Annotated in this window: 17 protein-coding genes and 1 tRNA gene; 7 read left to right on the forward strand and 11 right to left on the reverse strand. The window is 64.5% G+C overall.

All coding sequences use genetic code 11. The annotated features are described in order from the left end of the window. Positions 1-73: 73 nt before the first annotated feature. From AC0L2O_RS20865 to AC0L2O_RS20875, 3 genes are all read right to left on the reverse strand, one after another. Positions 74-277 (reverse strand): hypothetical protein, encoded by a 204-nt coding sequence (locus AC0L2O_RS20865; RefSeq protein ID WP_369723210.1) that lies wholly within the window; start codon positions 275-277, stop codon positions 74-76. 189 nt (positions 278-466) lie between these two features. Next, entirely contained in the window at positions 467-835 is a 369-nt protein-coding gene (locus AC0L2O_RS20870; RefSeq protein ID WP_473371010.1) for a YidB family protein, read from the reverse strand. An 87-nt stretch (positions 836-922) separates the two neighbouring features. Continuing rightward, the gene (locus AC0L2O_RS20875; protein ID WP_473371011.1) at positions 923-1,585 is read right to left on the reverse strand and encodes a glutathione S-transferase family protein; all 663 of its coding nucleotides are present in this window, start codon (positions 1,583-1,585) and stop codon (positions 923-925) included. 123 nt (positions 1,586-1,708) lie between these two features. On the opposite strand from AC0L2O_RS20875, the gene AC0L2O_RS20880 reads away from it, so the two are divergent. Further along, positions 1,709-2,428 (forward strand): DUF599 domain-containing protein, encoded by a 720-nt coding sequence (locus AC0L2O_RS20880; protein ID WP_473371012.1) that lies wholly within the window; start codon positions 1,709-1,711, stop codon positions 2,426-2,428. 961 nt (positions 2,429-3,389) lie between these two features. On the opposite strand, the gene AC0L2O_RS20885 is transcribed toward AC0L2O_RS20880, so the two are convergent. The 4 genes from AC0L2O_RS20885 to mgtE all read right to left on the reverse strand — a co-directional run bounded on the left by AC0L2O_RS20885 (position 3,390) and on the right by mgtE (position 7,337). Beyond that, positions 3,390-4,298: a hypothetical protein gene (locus tag AC0L2O_RS20885; protein ID WP_473371013.1), complete on the reverse strand. Its 909-nt coding sequence runs from the start codon at positions 4,296-4,298 to the stop codon at positions 3,390-3,392. A 48-nt stretch (positions 4,299-4,346) separates the two neighbouring features. Next, positions 4,347-5,165: an aldo/keto reductase gene (locus AC0L2O_RS20890; RefSeq protein ID WP_369723205.1), complete on the reverse strand. Its 819-nt coding sequence runs from the start codon at positions 5,163-5,165 to the stop codon at positions 4,347-4,349. Positions 5,166-5,323: 158 nt separating this feature from the next. Next, entirely contained in the window at positions 5,324-5,641 is a 318-nt protein-coding gene (locus tag AC0L2O_RS20895; RefSeq protein ID WP_369723204.1) for a helix-turn-helix domain-containing protein, read from the reverse strand. A gap of 274 nt (positions 5,642-5,915) precedes the next feature. After that, positions 5,916-7,337: a magnesium transporter gene (mgtE, locus tag AC0L2O_RS20900; RefSeq protein ID WP_409188318.1), complete on the reverse strand. Its 1,422-nt coding sequence runs from the start codon at positions 7,335-7,337 to the stop codon at positions 5,916-5,918. An 82-nt stretch (positions 7,338-7,419) separates the two neighbouring features. On the opposite strand from mgtE, the gene AC0L2O_RS20905 reads away from it, so the two are divergent. Continuing rightward, positions 7,420-8,220 (forward strand): polysaccharide deacetylase family protein, encoded by an 801-nt coding sequence (locus AC0L2O_RS20905; RefSeq protein WP_473371014.1) that lies wholly within the window; start codon positions 7,420-7,422, stop codon positions 8,218-8,220. 160 nt (positions 8,221-8,380) lie between these two features. Further along, entirely contained in the window at positions 8,381-9,634 is a 1,254-nt protein-coding gene (locus tag AC0L2O_RS20910; protein WP_473371015.1) for a polysaccharide deacetylase family protein, read from the forward strand. A 6-nt stretch (positions 9,635-9,640) separates the two neighbouring features. Here the strand turns inward: AC0L2O_RS20910 and AC0L2O_RS20915 are convergent, their stop codons facing one another. Further along, on the reverse strand, positions 9,641-10,015 hold the full coding sequence (locus AC0L2O_RS20915; RefSeq protein ID WP_369723201.1) for a hypothetical protein: 375 nt from the start codon (positions 10,013-10,015) through the stop codon (positions 9,641-9,643). Positions 10,016-10,305: 290 nt separating this feature from the next. On the opposite strand from AC0L2O_RS20915, the gene AC0L2O_RS20920 reads away from it, so the two are divergent. Continuing rightward, positions 10,306-10,563 carry a hypothetical protein gene (locus tag AC0L2O_RS20920; RefSeq protein WP_409188316.1) on the forward strand — a complete coding sequence of 86 codons (258 nt, stop codon included), beginning with the start codon at positions 10,306-10,308 and terminating at the stop codon, positions 10,561-10,563. Positions 10,564-10,610: 47 nt separating this feature from the next. Here the strand turns inward: AC0L2O_RS20920 and AC0L2O_RS20925 are convergent. Both AC0L2O_RS20925 and AC0L2O_RS20930 read right to left on the reverse strand, forming a co-directional pair. Then, positions 10,611-10,695 (reverse strand) — tRNA-Leu (locus AC0L2O_RS20925). Positions 10,696-10,889: 194 nt separating this feature from the next. After that, positions 10,890-11,132 (reverse strand): FliM/FliN family flagellar motor switch protein, encoded by a 243-nt coding sequence (locus tag AC0L2O_RS20930; protein WP_015685538.1) that lies wholly within the window; start codon positions 11,130-11,132, stop codon positions 10,890-10,892. Positions 11,133-11,226: 94 nt separating this feature from the next. Between AC0L2O_RS20930 and lipB the strand changes: the two genes are divergently transcribed. Continuing rightward, entirely contained in the window at positions 11,227-11,964 is a 738-nt protein-coding gene (gene lipB / locus AC0L2O_RS20935) for a lipoyl(octanoyl) transferase LipB (protein WP_473371016.1), read from the forward strand. A gap of 198 nt (positions 11,965-12,162) precedes the next feature. Continuing rightward, positions 12,163-12,876 (forward strand): DNA helicase, encoded by a 714-nt coding sequence (locus tag AC0L2O_RS20940; protein WP_473371017.1) that lies wholly within the window; start codon positions 12,163-12,165, stop codon positions 12,874-12,876. A 60-nt stretch (positions 12,877-12,936) separates the two neighbouring features. Here AC0L2O_RS20940 and AC0L2O_RS20945 read toward each other — a convergent pair whose 3' ends face one another. After that, the gene (locus tag AC0L2O_RS20945; protein ID WP_473371018.1) at positions 12,937-13,359 is read right to left on the reverse strand and encodes a tautomerase family protein; all 423 of its coding nucleotides are present in this window, start codon (positions 13,357-13,359) and stop codon (positions 12,937-12,939) included. Between the two features lie 110 nt (positions 13,360-13,469). On the opposite strand from AC0L2O_RS20945, the gene AC0L2O_RS20950 reads away from it, so the two are divergent. Beyond that, positions 13,470-14,324: a LysR substrate-binding domain-containing protein gene (locus AC0L2O_RS20950; protein ID WP_369723197.1), complete on the forward strand. Its 855-nt coding sequence runs from the start codon at positions 13,470-13,472 to the stop codon at positions 14,322-14,324. Positions 14,325-14,402 lie beyond the last annotated feature (78 nt).

A 14,402-nucleotide genomic window follows, 5' to 3' on the forward strand; every position in this document is an offset into this window, starting at 1 on the left:
AGGCGAAGCGGGCCTTTTGACGGCGAGCGGAGCAAATTGGTCCGCGACGTCAATGCATCGTGCCGTCCACGCTTCAGGAGAGTGCGAGCTGGCTTTCCTTGGCGACCCGTTCGAACGCCTCGGTCGAACTCTTGATCCGGTACTGGCAGTCGTCGCCATCGGTCGGCAGCAGGCGGATGATCTCATACGCTCCGCTGGCAGCCGGGCGCGCAACATTGCTGGCCGTGAACAAGACGTGCGTTCCAACGGGGAATTTGTGCTTCAACACCCTCTCCATCACTCAAACAGCGCCTGCCTCGCACATGGTCCCACTGCGGCGGCCGGCCGAAAGCCCGGCCGTCATATAGCACGCATGCGGCGTTTTTGGCCAGCCTCATGCGAGCATGGCAAACGGGCCAATTTTGAAGTCCTATCAGGGTGATAACGAGAACAACGGCCTGCCGTTTAATACCGCTGGAACCGGGTCTCAGGCGGTATGGGGCAGATGGCCCTCCGGGCTTGCCTGGTCCACCGCCTTTGGCAGCTCCTGGGCCAGAATCTGGCTCAGTTGATCGACCGGGATGTTGTAGCGGGCGGCGAGCTGCCGGACGGTGTCATTGCCGAGCACGGCGCGGAGCTGGTCGGCCGAAATCGGCATGTTCTGGCCATTGCCAAGCCAGGATTTGACCTGGTCGCCCAAGCCCGCCTGCTGGAGCTTTGCGACGATGGCGCTGAGGCCGCCCTGATTGTTACTGCCGAGCACTTCGCTCAGCACGGCCGGCAAAACTGCGGCCCCGAGCTGGCCGAGCGCGCCGCGCAATGCTGGATTGTTTTCCAGCGAGTCCAGAATTCCCATGGCCGTGTCCTCTCCCAAGCCGTCATTCCCTCTGATTGAGCGCCGCGAGACGGCATGCCGTCAAGCTGGGCTCAATCACAATCATGCTCACACGGTCTCGAACTTTTCGATGACAAGCGTTTCGGCGAGCCCGTCGCGAGTCCATTCCTGGAAGGCCGGGAGCGCCATCATGGTGTCCATATAGGTCTTGGCCTCGGGCCCAACCTCGATGGCGAAGGTGCGGAAGCGGTGCACGACCGGCGCATACATCGCATCCGCCGCGCCGAAGCGGCCGAACAGGAACGGCCCGTTGGCGCCGTAGCGCGTCCGGCATTCGCGCCAGATCTCCTGCACCCGCGCGATGTTGGCCAGCGCATCCGCCGACAGCGCCACCGGACGGACGGGGCGGTGCAGGTTCATGCCGCATTCGCTGCGCAGGGCTACGAAGCCCGAATGCATCTCCGCGCACACCGAACGGGCATGGGCGCGCGCCGCCACATCATCCGGCCACAGCTTCATGTCCGGATAGCGCTCGGCGATGTATTCGATGATGCTGAGCGAATCCCACACCGTGATGTCGCCGTCGACCAGCACCGGCACCTTGCCGGCGCGGCTGAAGGAGAGGATCTTGGCCTTGTCCGCGGGATTGTCGGTGTAGAGCGGAATCACGGTCTCATCGAACGGGATGTCGTTGGCGCGCAACGCAAGCCACGGCCGCATCGACCAGGACGAGTAGTTCTTGTTGCCGATCGCAAGCTTTAGCGCTGCCATATCACCGATCCTTCCCAGTCTCGCGGATGCGGCTGCTTTTAGCGCCATTGCCTGCCGCCAATCAATCGTTGCCGCAACTCACCATGCATGGCAATCGTGGCGATCCTCGCCCAGGAGAGCGACATGAGCAGGCATTGGGTCGACATCACCGCGGTCGGCTTCTTCATCATCGAATGGACGGCCTATGCCCTGACGCTGGAGCACTCGGCTTACGGCCGCGACAGCCTGTCGGCCCGCATGAACCGCTATCGCGAGGTCTGGGTGCGCCGCCTGCTCGACCGCGACACCCGCATGGTCGACATGCAGATCATGGCCTCGCTCCAGAACGGCACCGCGTTCTTCGCCTCCACCAGCCTGTTCGCGCTCGGCGGCGCGCTGGCGCTGCTGCATGCGACCAACGACGCCATCACCATCTTGGGCAAGCTGCCGATCGATCTCAGCCCCTCGCCGGCGCTGTGGGAATTGAAATGCGTCGGTCTGGTGCTGATCTGCGTCTACGCCTTCTTCAAATTCGCCTGGGCCTATCGCCTGTTCAACTATGTCGCGATCCTGTTCGGCGGCATGCCGCCGGCCTCGCAACGCGATACGCCGCAGGCCGAAGCCCACGTCATCCGCACCACGCGCGTGTTCGAATCCGCCGGCCGTCACTTCAACCGCGGCCAGCGCGCCTTCTTCTTCGCACTCGGCTATCTCGGCTGGTTCGTGAGCCCGTGGCTGCTGTTCGTGACCACAGCCGCGGTGGTGATCGTGACCTGGCGCCGGCAGTTCGCGTCGAGCGCGTGGGAGGCCATGGCGCCGGCGGCGGTGGCAGATGGCGAGGAGATGCGAAAGCGCGGTCATTGATCTCAACTCTCTCCACGTCGTCATTGCGAGCGCAGCGAAGCAATCCAGAATCCCTCCGCGGAAAGACTCTGGATTGCTTCGCTGCGCTCGCAATGACGGAGTATGAGGACGGCTTCGTCCTCCAAATACCACTGTCATTCCCCGCGAAGGCGGGGAATCAAGTACGCCGCGGCTTCTCGGCTCAACCGCAGCCGTCTCTGGAATACTGGATCGCCCGGTCAAGCCGGGCGATGACAGCGATTGTATGGTTGCAGACATGCCTTCGCGTCCTCGCGGCTCATTTCGCCCGAGCATTGCTTCGTCGCTCCACCCTCTCAAGCCAAGAGGGCGCAGGGAAGGCCGGGTGCTGACCTCACACCCGCGGTCCGCTGCGCGAAAAGCACACGCAGGAAAACCGCACAGCAGCATACAGGTGGTGCCAATCACTCGGCCTTCCCTGCGCGATGGTTGGACGGCTTATGCCGTGCTCTCCCGGGAGCCGAGTTCGTTCTGGCCTCCCTCGTCCCGCGAATTGGATGATGCAGTCTGCCCGGTTGGGCTCGCTCGCACCTTCGCGAAGACTTGACCGTAGCAACGACAGCCAGGACCACACGGTTTTGCCGTACGCGCGGCTCGCTTGTTCGCCACATGATCTCCCGGCGTTGTCGACGTTGCCGAAAGCATACTGGCGAGACGAACCTGACAGCGCCGCTCGTCCGCACGCGGCCGCGGACTCACAGGGACTACCCGCCCTGCCCGCACCTCTCATGCCAACGCTGCCGCGTCCACCGCAAGCCCGGCTCGCAATCAAGACGACAACGAGATCGCCCCTCAAGGATGAGCCGGGATGGGCGACACATACGCCATTTCCGAATTTCGGTAAAGTGGAATATTTTGAAGCAAGCCGATTGACCAACCAGTTGGGCGTTTTGCCCGACGACCAACCCAAGCTGTTGTAGCCCGAACGGAACGCATGGAGGCGCTACCCACCGAAATCCTGCGGCGCGAACGGCAGATCCAACACCTTCCATTCCTCATATTTGTCGACCGGCAGCATCTTATAGGGCTGGCAAGCCTGAAGCGCGCTCATCGCGGACTTGACGACGGCAACGCCCTTCGCGGATGGCGGCGCTTCGATCAGGATTGGCGGGCGCGCCAGGGTGCCGTCGGTGGTGAGCACCGCGCGCAGCTTGATGCGGACATTGTCGGTTGCTGCGACGCCGGCCGGAAGCTTTGCACAACTCCTGAGGTGCCGGCGAAGCTCGGCGATCACCTCCGGGGCCAGCTTCGCAGCGGTGGAATCCTTGGCATCGCCGCCGTCGTCCTTCGGTTCGGCCGGCAGTTCCGGGGGCAAGCCCAGCAGGACGCCGTATTTGATGGTGACATCAGGCTCCGGCGGCTGATAGGCCGGCGGGCCCGGCTGCGGCATTGCGGGAGGCTGCGAGGCAGGCTGAGGCTGTGGCGGAGACTGTTGCGCAGGCAACTGCGATTGCGCTGGCGATTGTTGCGGTTGCTGGGCCTGTGGTTGCGGCGGTTGCGTTTGAGGCTGAGCGTTCGCCTCGCGCTGCTTCGGGGCGGATTGTGGCTGCGACGGCTTCTGCGGCTTGACCGAGGGTTGCGCCGCCGCCTCAGCCTTGTCCTTCTCGGTGAAATCGAGCTTCGGCAGCTTCAGGTCGGGGAGCGTCTCCAGCGCCTTTTCCTTCGCCTTCTCCTCGGCCTTGGCCTCCTCCTGCTTGACCTGCTCCGGCGTGACGACGTCGACCGTAACAGCCTCGGGCGGCGCCGGATGAAACGGACGGACCTCGCTGATCAGGATGACCAGAGCCACCAGCGTCAGATGCGCGATCGCCGACGCTGCAATATCCGTCCGTATGATCTTCCGCGTTTCCATCGCCCGATCTTGGCTTGCCGGCTGGTCCTAGCATAACCCGACCGACCCTCAATCCCATTTCGGCGCAAAGCCGAAATCAGTCAGGCGGCCCTTCGGATTGGCCAGCGATGCGATCCGGGCCATCTCGTCCTCCGCCAGCTCGAAATCGAAGATCTCGATGTTTTCCGATAGGCGCTCGACGCGCGAAGTTCTGGGAATCGCGGAAACATTCTGTTGCACGAGCCAGCGCAAACAGATTTGCGCCGGCGTCTTGCGATGGGCGCGCCCGATCTCGGCGAGTGTCTGGTCAGCCTTGATGCGGCCCTTGGCGATCGGGCTGTAGGCGACCAGCGCCAGGCCGTGCTGGTCGCAGGCCGCCCTCACTTTCGCCTGGTCGAGATAGGGATGATATTCGACCTGGTTGCAGACGAGCGGCTCCGGCGACAGTGCAACCGCCTGCTCGATCAGCGCCACCGTGAAGTTGGAGACGCCGATGTGGTGCGTCAGGCCCATACGCTTGGCATGCGACAGCGCGCCCAGCGTCTCCGCCAGCGGCACGTGCGAATTGGGCCAGTGCAACAGCGCGAGATCCACGGAAGGAAGCCGCAAGCGAACCAGGCTCTCCTTGAGCGATCGCTCGAGATCATGCGGCGCGAAATGGTTGGTCCAGACTTTTGTGGTGACGAAAACGTCTTCGCGACGCACGCCGGAGGCGCGCAAGCCGTCGCCGACCTCGCGCTCATTGTCATAGACCTGCGCGGTGTCGATGTGGCGGTAACCGAGCCGCAGCGCCTGCTCGACAACGCGCGCGCAGGTCCGGTCGCTCAACTCCCAGGTCCCCAGCCCGATCGCCGGGATGCTTGCACCGTTGGCCTCGACGAACAGCATGAGGAAGCCTCCCAGTTGCGGTCGCCCCCGATGCATTATGGACCCGGCCCGCGATGCTGCCAACCAATGCCGCGGCAGCGGGAATGGATATTCTGGGCAATGCCAACGCGAGGTTCGCGTCAGGCTTTCTCGTCAGGCCTTCTCGTCATACCTTCTCGTTATGCCTTGGCGAGCGCCTGGAAAACCATATCGGGCGCATGCGCGATGACCGCGAGCAGCGCCCTCGCCGGACCGCGCGGGGCGCGCTTGCCTTGTTCCCAGTTGCGGATGGTCTCGACGGGCACGCCGAGCTTTGCGGCGAACTCCATCTGGGTGAGGCAGGCCCGGCGGCGCAGGTCGCGCACCCTAAGCGAGCCAGCGTCAGCCGGCGCCGCGTTGGTCGCAGGCTGGATTGGAAACGGCTGAACAGGAAACTCCTGCCCGTCCCGCAACTCGACGATCCGTCCGTCCGCCTTCAGCCGCACACGCATGCTCATTCCCCCAAGCAGGCGGGATGATGCGGCAGCACGCTTAAGTTCGGATTAAAGTGGCGGGGTTGGTCTCACGCTCCGGACCCGGCGCAGCGCGCCCGGGACACGATGAGGGCGCCGCCCTCACCCCGTCATTGCGAGGAGCTCTTGCGACGAAGCAATCCAGACTGCCGTCGCGGAGAGATTCTGGATTGCTTCGCTTCGCCGCTTCGCGCGTCGGCCCTCAAGGCCGGTCCCAACTCGCAATGACGAGGAGAGAGCATGCGCTTCAAACCACTACCTACTTCAGCCCGAACCAGAGCGTCGCGATGCCCAGGAAAGAGAAGAAGCCGACGACGTCGGTCACGGTCGTCACGAACGTACCGGAGGCGACCGCCGGATCGGCCCGCACCCGGTCGAGCGCCATCGGGATCAGGATGCCGCCGAGCGCGCCCGCAACAAGATTGCAGATGATCGCGAGCCCGATGACGATCCCAAGGCCCGGGATCCTGAACCAGACCACCGCGGCAATGCCGGTGATCACGGCAAAGGCCAGGCCGTTGACGATGCCGACAAGGGCCTCGCGCAACACCACGCGCCAGGCGTTGAACGAGCCGAGCTCGCGGGTAGCGAGCGCGCGCACCGCGACGGTCATGGTCTGGGTCGCGGCGTTGCCGCCCTGGCTCGCGACGATCGGCGCCAGCACGGCGAGCGCCACCATCTTTTCGAGCTGGCCCTCGAACAGGCCGAGCACCGAGGACGCCAGGAACGCCGTTGCCAGATTGACCAGCAGCCAGTTGAACCGCGCGCGTGCAATGGTGAAGACGGTGTCGGAGAGTTCTTCGTCGCTGTTGACGCCGCCGAGCGCCTTGAGGTCTTCGTCCGCCTCTTCCTCGATGACGTCAACGACGTCGTCGACGGTGATCACGCCGACGAGGCGATCCTGGGTGTCGAGCACGGGTGCGGCGACGAGGTTGTATTTGCCGAACATGCGCGCCACCTCCTCCTGGTCCTCCAGGACGGAGACGCGGCGGCGATCCTCATCGGTCAGCTCCGTGAGCGACACCGGCCGGCGGGCGCGCAGCAGCGCGTCGAGCGAGACAGCGCCCAGCCAGTGTTGGTCCTTGTCGACGACGTAGATCTCGTAGAAGCGCTCGGGCAGATCGGGCGTGTCACGCATGTAGTCGATCGCCTGGCCCACGGTGAAATCCTGCGGCACCGCGATGAACTCGGTCTGCATACGCCGGCCGGCGGAGTTTTCCGGATACAGCAGGCTGCGTTCGAGCGCGACGCGCTCCTGCAACGGCAGCTTCTCGAGGATCTCCTCCTGATCGGCCTGGTCGAGGGTTTCCAGCAGTTCGACCGCGTCATCGGATTCCAGTTCGCGGACGCCTTCGGCGACCGTCTCCGGCGGCAACTCCTCGAGAATCTCCTCGCGGACGCCCTCGTCGAGCTCGTTCAATGCCGAGAAGTCGAAGTCGCGCCCGGTCAGTTCGACCAGGCGGACGCGGTCGTCAGGCTCCAGGGCCCCGATCAGGTCGCCGAGATCGGCCTCGTGCAGCTCGGCGACGCAGGCTCGCAATGCAGCACTGTCGCCGGCCTCGATCGCATGCGCGATCTCCTCGACGAATTCGTGACGAATTTCGCCGTCTTCATTGCGCATCGGAACGTGGTCGAGTACCGAAGCCTCGGCGGATGCGGCACCGTCCATATGTTCATCCATGGCGCGCCTCGCCGTTGACAGGTTGGAACGAGTGGGCTGAGCTGATGGTTCAGGCAATACCCACAAGGCGGCTGCGAGCGCAATGACAAAGATACTTCAACTGAGCTGCACCTCGATGTCGGTGGCCGTAGCGCTCGCCGCGCTCGTCAGCACCGCCTCGGCCGCCGACTGCCCGCGCAAGGACACGCTCGGCACCTCGCGGGTGCTGAGCGTCGATGCCAGGACCACGCCGCGCGTGGGGCTGAAGAGCTTTCCGCAGACCCTGCCGCTCGCCGACCACGAGGTCGTGCTGACCTTTGACGACGGTCCAAATCCGCCGACCACCTCGAAGGTGCTGGCGGCGCTCGCGCAGGAATGCGTGCGCGCGACCTTCTTCCTGGTCGGGCTGCCCGCCTCTGAGCATCCCGACATGGTCAAGCGCATCGCCCGCGAGGGCCACACGATCGGCCACCACACCTGGTCGCATGCGTACATGGCGCGGATCCCGTTCGACAAGGCGACGTCCGAGATCGACCGCGGCATCGCTGCCGACGAGATGGCGCTGAACGGGGCCGCGACGACGACGCCTTCGACGCCGTTTTTCCGCTTCCCCTATTTCGAACAGACGCAGGCCGAGCTCGACCTGCTCCAGTCGCGCGGCATCGCCGTGTTCGGCGCCGATCTCTGGGCCAGCGACTGGGAAGAGATGACGCCGGACGAGGAACTGAAGCTCATCACCGAGCGCCTGGCCGCGGCCGGCAAGGGCATCATCCTGTTCCACGATCCCAAGGCGCGCACTGCGGCCATGATGCCGGCCTTCCTGCGGTATTTGCGCGAGAACGGCTACCACGTCGTTCACATCATACCGGCAGGCGCGGCGCAGAAGAATGCCGACGCGCATTGATGCCGGAATGTCACGCCGGTGCAAAATGGGGTGATTTGAGCCCTATTAACACTCCGTTCATGCTACGCCGTGCAATGATCAAGGGGTCCTGCGCCTGAACCGTTCTTCGGCGCCTCCGACCTATGATGGCGACAGTCGCATATGAGGGTAGACCGGATTCATGATCGGCAGTAGCGGTGCTCTCCAGACGCGATCATGGACCGTCCTGCTTCTGGGATTGCTGACCACGGGCTCGCCGGCGGCGCTTGCGGCCGATTGTCCGGGTCATCCGGGCGCGCTCGGCACGTCCCGTACCATCGTTGTCGATCCGCGCGAGCATCCGCGCATCGGCACCATGCAGTACCGCGAGACGCTGCCGCTGAAGGACCACGAAGTGGTCCTGACCTTCGACGACGGGCCGCTGCCGAAATATTCCAACCAGGTGCTCCAGATCCTGGCTGACGAGTGCATCAAGGCGACCTTCTTCACCATCGGCGCGCAGGCCAAGGCCAACCCCGAGGGTGTGCGCAAGCTGGTCGCAGCCGGCCACACCGTCGCCACGCACAGCATGACCCATCCGCTGACGTTCGACAGAATGCCGATCGAGAAGGCCGAGGCCGAGATCAATGGCGGCATCGAGTGGACGTCGGCTGCGATGACCGATCCGTCGCAGCTCGCACCGTTCTTCCGGATTCCCGGACTGATGCGCGCCGAACGCGTCGAGGAGTATCTGATCTCGCGCGGCATCCAGGTGTGGAGCGCGGATTTCCCGGCGGACGACTGGCGCCACGTGTCGCCTGACCGCGTCTACCAGCTCGCGATCCAGCGGCTGGAGGCCAAGGGCAAGGGCATTCTGCTGCTGCACGACATCCAGCCCCGCACGGTCGCGGCGCTGCCAAAGATCATCCGCGAGCTGAAGGCGCGCGGCTATCGCATCGTGCATGTGGTGCCCGCCACCGCAGACCGGCCGGCGACGCCGACCGCGCCGGTGGAATGGCTGCTGCATCCGCCGACGGAGACGACGCCGATCGCGCGCTGGCCGGCGGTGCCGAATTTCGTGTTCATGCAGACCCGGATGCTTCCGGCGCCCGCCGTTGCTGATCTCAACGTGCAAGCGGTGCACCAGGCCCTACTGCCGCGCAAGACCATGGCGCAGGCGGATGTCGCGGCCACCCTGCCCATGCCCGGCCGCGATCTCTTCGCGATCCCGGAAGGATCGATCGAGGTGCTGCTGTCGACGACATTGTCGCGGCGCGCCGCGACGCGGCTCGCCATGGCGGCCGAGACGCCTCATGCCGGCAAAGGCAAGGCAGCCAGGATGCAGGCGCGGCGGACGGCGCGCGCTGCGCATGCCGCGCCGAAACACGTAAGCCAGGCCAACGGCGCTACGCCGCCGCCGACGCGGGTCGCCAGCCTGAAGAAGCGGGCGCAGTAGCGTTGCTTACTGCCGCATAATGTTGGCGACGCAGAGCAGCACGATCAGCGCCAGGAAGAACAGGTCCATATAGGACTTGATCTCGCCGTCGCGTCGCAGTCGCGCGACGTCGGTGACGACCTGCTTGCGCGCGTTCGTCCCGCCGCTCCCGTCATTGATCGGGCCCTGGAGGCGCCGCGTCTCGGCCTCGAGCTTCTCGATCTTCTGGAAGAAATAGAACGAGCGCAGCGTCGAGGCCCCGCGCATGGCGCTGTAGACCAGCACCAGGATCGCGAGCATCGCCCTGTTCGGATACTTCTCCATGAAGTTCAGGCTGAAATACACCATCGCCATGAACGCGAAGTTAGTCAGGAAGCGGTAGATGATGCTTAGAAAGGCCATGCTGGCTCCAGCCGAGAGAAGGCGCGCAACCGGGCAGTTGTTGCGATTTCAGGGGGGTGTCGGCCTGCAGGCTGGAACGGCCAGCCCGAATGCCATGCAGCGGATCTACGCTAACTTCGTTGCGGCAAGAATAAGATCACCCCTGTGCGGGACGCCTTTTAGCCACACTCGGCCATCCTGCAAGCAACCAGGGCGGGCCACCTTTTACATACGCGCGCGCAACGGGCTCGATGGAGATTCGGCAAAAGCCGCGATAGAGTGTCGCCGCAACTCGCATACGGGGTCTGCCGATGCCGAAAAAGGGAATCACGGGCCACGACGATTGGGTTCTGACCGAGGCGCTGGCGACCGCTTTGGTGGCGCTGGAGCAGCTCGAGCCGAAGCACCAGCCGAGCACCCATATGGACGACATCCGGAAGATGCTCTCAAGCGGCAAGGAACCGGCGGCGGTGACCCTGCATCTTGCCCAGGCCAAATGCCGGCTGTTTCCGGAGACAGATCCGCTGGAGATCTACAAGGAATACGGGATCGGCGAGGAATATGGCTGACAGGCCCGGGCCGAGCCAGTTCTCGTCAGATCAGGATTTTTGGGACGTGGTGCGCTCGGAGGGACTCGAACCCCCACGATTTTACTCACTGCCACCTCAAGGCAGCGCGTCTACCAATTCCGCCACGAGCGCTTTGGGGATACCGGCTTAAGGCTTGAGGCCTGCCGGATCAACGGCGCCGATCTAACAAATCCATCAGAGGGGTACAAGCCTACAAAGGCCCCGAATTCCACAAGCTTGGGAAGAAAGTTCCTTCCGCCAGCCGGCCTTGATCTGGCGCCCGGCCCGCTACCGCGTGCCCCGGCCGCTTACCGTGCCCCGGCCGCTTACCGCGTGCCGGTCGTGCGTGGCAGCATCTGCTTGACCTCGACTGCGATGCGGTTGCGGTCGACCAGCACGACGCCGGAGGCGACCGGCAGGTTGTTGGCCAAAACCTTGACCTCGTCGGCCTCGGTCGCGTCCAGCTCGATGATGGCACCGCGGGAAAGACGTAATACTTGATGGATCGGCATGGTGGTCGTCCCGAGGACGACCATGAGATCCACGGTGACTTTATCGAGAGTAGGCACTGTCAGCACCACCGCAACTTGGGACTTGAGACTGGACTTGAGACTATGGACTCGGCATTTGCGCCTGCAATCATCACCCGGCTATGGTTAGCCAATGGTTAACTCGCCCCAGAACCCTCGCCAGGACCTCGATCTAGCGCCGTTTTCCGCCGCCACGGGCGAACCCGTGGAGTGGCGGATTTCGGACGCGCCCGTGCCCTATCCGGAGGCTGTGGCCGTAATGGAGGCCCGCGTGGCGGCGATCGCCGCAGGCGAGGCTCCGGAGCTGGTCTGGCTGCTCGAACACCCCCCGCTCTATACCTCCGGCACCTCGGGCAAGGCCTCCGACCTGCTCGACCCCCGCTTCCCGACCTTTGCGACCGGTCGCGGTGGGCAGCTCACCTATCACGGGCCCGGCCAGCGCGTGGCCTATGTCATGCTCGACCTCAAGCGGCGCCGGCCGGACGTGCGGGCCTATGTCGCGAGCCTGGAGGAACTGATCCTGCGCACGCTCGCGGCGTTCAACGTTCGCGGCGAACGGCGGGAGGATCGGGTCGGCGTCTGGGTCAAGCGGCCCGACAAGGGGACCGAGCACGAGGACAAGATCGCCGCGATCGGCGTCCGGCTGAAACGCTGGGTGTCATTCCACGGCATCGCCATTAATATCGAGCCGGAGCTAGAGCACTTCGCCGGTATCGTGCCCTGCGGCGTCGCCGATCCTCGCTACGGCGTCACCTCGCTGGTCGATCTCGGCCAGCTCGTGACCATGGCCGATGTCGACATCGCGCTCCGGCAAGCCTTTGAAGAGCTGTTCGGCCCGACCAGAGCGCTGGTGCCGGAAGCCGCCGCGTAGCGAGTTCTCGTTGGACACGCACCGATGCCCGTTCTCCGTTGAGGCGGAATCAGCTACGCTTGAATCGGTGTCGCCCACGCCTCCCCCCTCCGCCGGGAAAGTACACGTCATGCCGGGCGAGTTGATCATCGGACCGACTGTTCGAGCGCCAGGCATAAGGAGGGATTGCGCTTCAGCTCGCAATGGGAGGTTTCTACGATGAGATTGTCTGCACCGATCTATCATCTCAAGCGCAAGGCCAAGCGCCTGTCCCGCGGAGAAGGCATTCCGCTGCACGATGCGCTCGACCGCATTGCCGTGAGCGAAGGGTTTTCGGCCTGGAGCATGCTCGCGGCGAAAGCAGCCGCAGTGACGCCGGCCAATCGACTGTTCCCCCACGTCCAGCCGGGTGACCTGGTGCTGGTCGGGGCGCGTCCCGGCCAAGGCAAGACCCTGATGAGCCTCGAACTTGCCGTCGAGGCCATGAGGTCGGGACGTCGAGCCGCGTTCTTCTCGCTCGAATATACCGAGCGCGATGTGCTGGACCGTATCCGCGCGATCGGCGTGGACCCGGCGCAATTCGCTGACATGTTCGAGGTCGATTGTTCCGACGCGATCAGCGCCGATTACGTCGTCAAGCAGATGGCCGCGGCGCTCCCAGGCACGGTCGTGGTGATCGACTATCTGCAACTGCTCGACCAGCGGCGGGAAAACCCCGATCTGACCGTCCAGGTGCGCGCGCTGAAATCCTTCGCACGCGACACGGGCCTGATCGTCGTCTTCATCTCCCAGATCGACCGGTCCTATGATCCCTCCGTCAAGCCCTGCCCCGATCTCAGCGATGTCAGGCTGCCGAACCCGCTCGATTTGAAGCTGTTCGACAAGACCTGCTTCCTGAACGATGCCGAGGTTCAGTTCCGCGCAGCGAGCTGAATATCTCCCTTGCAAGCGGTAATGGCCGCGGGTGAGATCGCTCACCCGCGGCTTGCGGCTTCACGTCTTCTCCGGCGAGAGCTCGAGCTTGCCGGCGATATAGCGCCGCTCCTGAGTCAGGCCGCCGAAACCGTAGGCATCCCCCTTGACCTCGTCGACATGCAGGTAGGTCTCGGGATGCAGCGGGCCCAGGATCCCGGTCATGCGCTTGAACATCGCCGCGAGATAGGCCGCCTTCTCGTCCTTGGTGTTGGTGCCTTCGCTGACGTGGATGTCGATCCAATAGCTCGCGAGGCGCTGGTCGGCGAGCGACTTGCCGCCGGCGAACCAGTCGCTCGCCTCGACCGCTTTCACGATGATGGCGGTCACCTTGGGATCCTTGTGGAGTATCTCGGCGGTGAGTTCGGACACGGCGTTCGCGATGTCGGCCTTCAGCGAGGGCGATTGCCGCGAGGTGGTGTAGGACACGGTGATCAGGGGCATGGTCGTTCTCCTCAAATGTCGCGCGGCTTGCGCGGCGTTGATGAGAAGCTAGACCTCCGCCAATCATTTTGGTATCTTATGATTGTTGATATCAATGATAAGTATTCGTAATGGCAGCCACCCTCGACATCGCCACCGTCCACGCTTTCCTGCTGGTCGCCGACCTCCAGAGCTTTACGCGTGCCGCCGAAGTGCTCGGCACGACCCAGGCGGCCATCAGCCTGAAACTGCAACGGTTGGAGACGCTGCTGGGCAAGCGCCTCGTCGAACGGTCGCCACGCGCACTCCGGCTCACCGCGGATGGCGCCGCGTTCCTCGATCGTGCCCGCGCCTTGATGCAGGCGCATGACCGCGCGCTGTCGGGCGAGGCGTCTGCCGTGCAATCGCTCTCGCTCGGCATCTCCGATCACGCCGCCGGCCCGGAGCTGGTACCGCTGCTCGAGCGGCTGCACGCGATGTCCTCGCAGCTTACCCTAGCCGTCACCATCGGCTTCTCGCGCGAGATGCAGGATGCCTATGACGCAGGACGGCTCGATGCAGTGGTCGTCCGCCAGGAAGGCAGCCGCCGTGGCGGCGAGAAGCTGACCGAGGACGAGTTCGGCTGGTTCGCGGCGAGGCGCTTCACGCTGCCGAAGGGGGAGCCGCTGCCGCTCGCAACGCTCGCCCCTCCCTGCGGCGTCCGCGCCATCGCCGTGCGCGCGCTCGACAAAGCCGGGGTCGCCTGGCGCGAGCGCTTTGTCGGCGGCGGCGTCACCGCGGTGGTTGCGGCCACGCTTGCCGGCCTTGCGATCGCACCGCTGGCGCGGCGGATCGCGCCTCCCGGGTTGATCGATATCGGGCCCGCCCACAAGCTGCCAAAACTCGGCAGCTCGAAGGTGATGCTGCATTCGAAGGTCAGCGATCCCGCCAAGGTAGCCGCGCTACGCGCGATCGCGGCGACGTTTCGGAGCCTTGCGGCGACATAGGCAATCAGCCGGATCGGATCGTCGCGCTCGATACAGGACATACCCATCATTCAAGCAGGCGGAGCGCCGTTAAAGCCT

This window comes from Bradyrhizobium sp. Kon10 (genome assembly GCF_055807395.1).

Coding starts and splice junctions, on each gene's coding strand:
- AC0L2O_RS20865 (WP_369723210.1), bottom strand. CDS start 277: ATGGAGAGGGTGTTGAAGCACAAATTCCCCGTTGGAACGCACGTCTTG.
- AC0L2O_RS20870 (WP_473371010.1), bottom strand. CDS start 835: ATGGGAATTCTGGACTCGCTGGAAAACAATCCAGCATTGCGCGGCGCG.
- AC0L2O_RS20875 (WP_473371011.1), bottom strand. CDS start 1,585: ATGGCAGCGCTAAAGCTTGCGATCGGCAACAAGAACTACTCGTCCTGG.
- AC0L2O_RS20880 (WP_473371012.1), top strand. CDS start 1,709: ATGAGCAGGCATTGGGTCGACATCACCGCGGTCGGCTTCTTCATCATC.
- AC0L2O_RS20885 (WP_473371013.1), bottom strand. CDS start 4,298: ATGGAAACGCGGAAGATCATACGGACGGATATTGCAGCGTCGGCGATC.
- AC0L2O_RS20890 (WP_369723205.1), bottom strand. CDS start 5,165: ATGCTGTTCGTCGAGGCCAACGGTGCAAGCATCCCGGCGATCGGGCTG.
- AC0L2O_RS20895 (WP_369723204.1), bottom strand. CDS start 5,641: ATGAGCATGCGTGTGCGGCTGAAGGCGGACGGACGGATCGTCGAGTTG.
- mgtE (WP_409188318.1), bottom strand. CDS start 7,337: ATGGATGAACATATGGACGGTGCCGCATCCGCCGAGGCTTCGGTACTC.
- AC0L2O_RS20905 (WP_473371014.1), top strand. CDS start 7,420: ATGACAAAGATACTTCAACTGAGCTGCACCTCGATGTCGGTGGCCGTA.
- AC0L2O_RS20910 (WP_473371015.1), top strand. CDS start 8,381: ATGATCGGCAGTAGCGGTGCTCTCCAGACGCGATCATGGACCGTCCTG.
- AC0L2O_RS20915 (WP_369723201.1), bottom strand. CDS start 10,015: ATGGCCTTTCTAAGCATCATCTACCGCTTCCTGACTAACTTCGCGTTC.
- AC0L2O_RS20920 (WP_409188316.1), top strand. CDS start 10,306: ATGCCGAAAAAGGGAATCACGGGCCACGACGATTGGGTTCTGACCGAG.
- lipB (WP_473371016.1), top strand. CDS start 11,227: ATGGTTAACTCGCCCCAGAACCCTCGCCAGGACCTCGATCTAGCGCCG.
- AC0L2O_RS20940 (WP_473371017.1), top strand. CDS start 12,163: ATGAGATTGTCTGCACCGATCTATCATCTCAAGCGCAAGGCCAAGCGC.
- AC0L2O_RS20945 (WP_473371018.1), bottom strand. CDS start 13,359: ATGCCCCTGATCACCGTGTCCTACACCACCTCGCGGCAATCGCCCTCG.
- AC0L2O_RS20950 (WP_369723197.1), top strand. CDS start 13,470: ATGGCAGCCACCCTCGACATCGCCACCGTCCACGCTTTCCTGCTGGTC.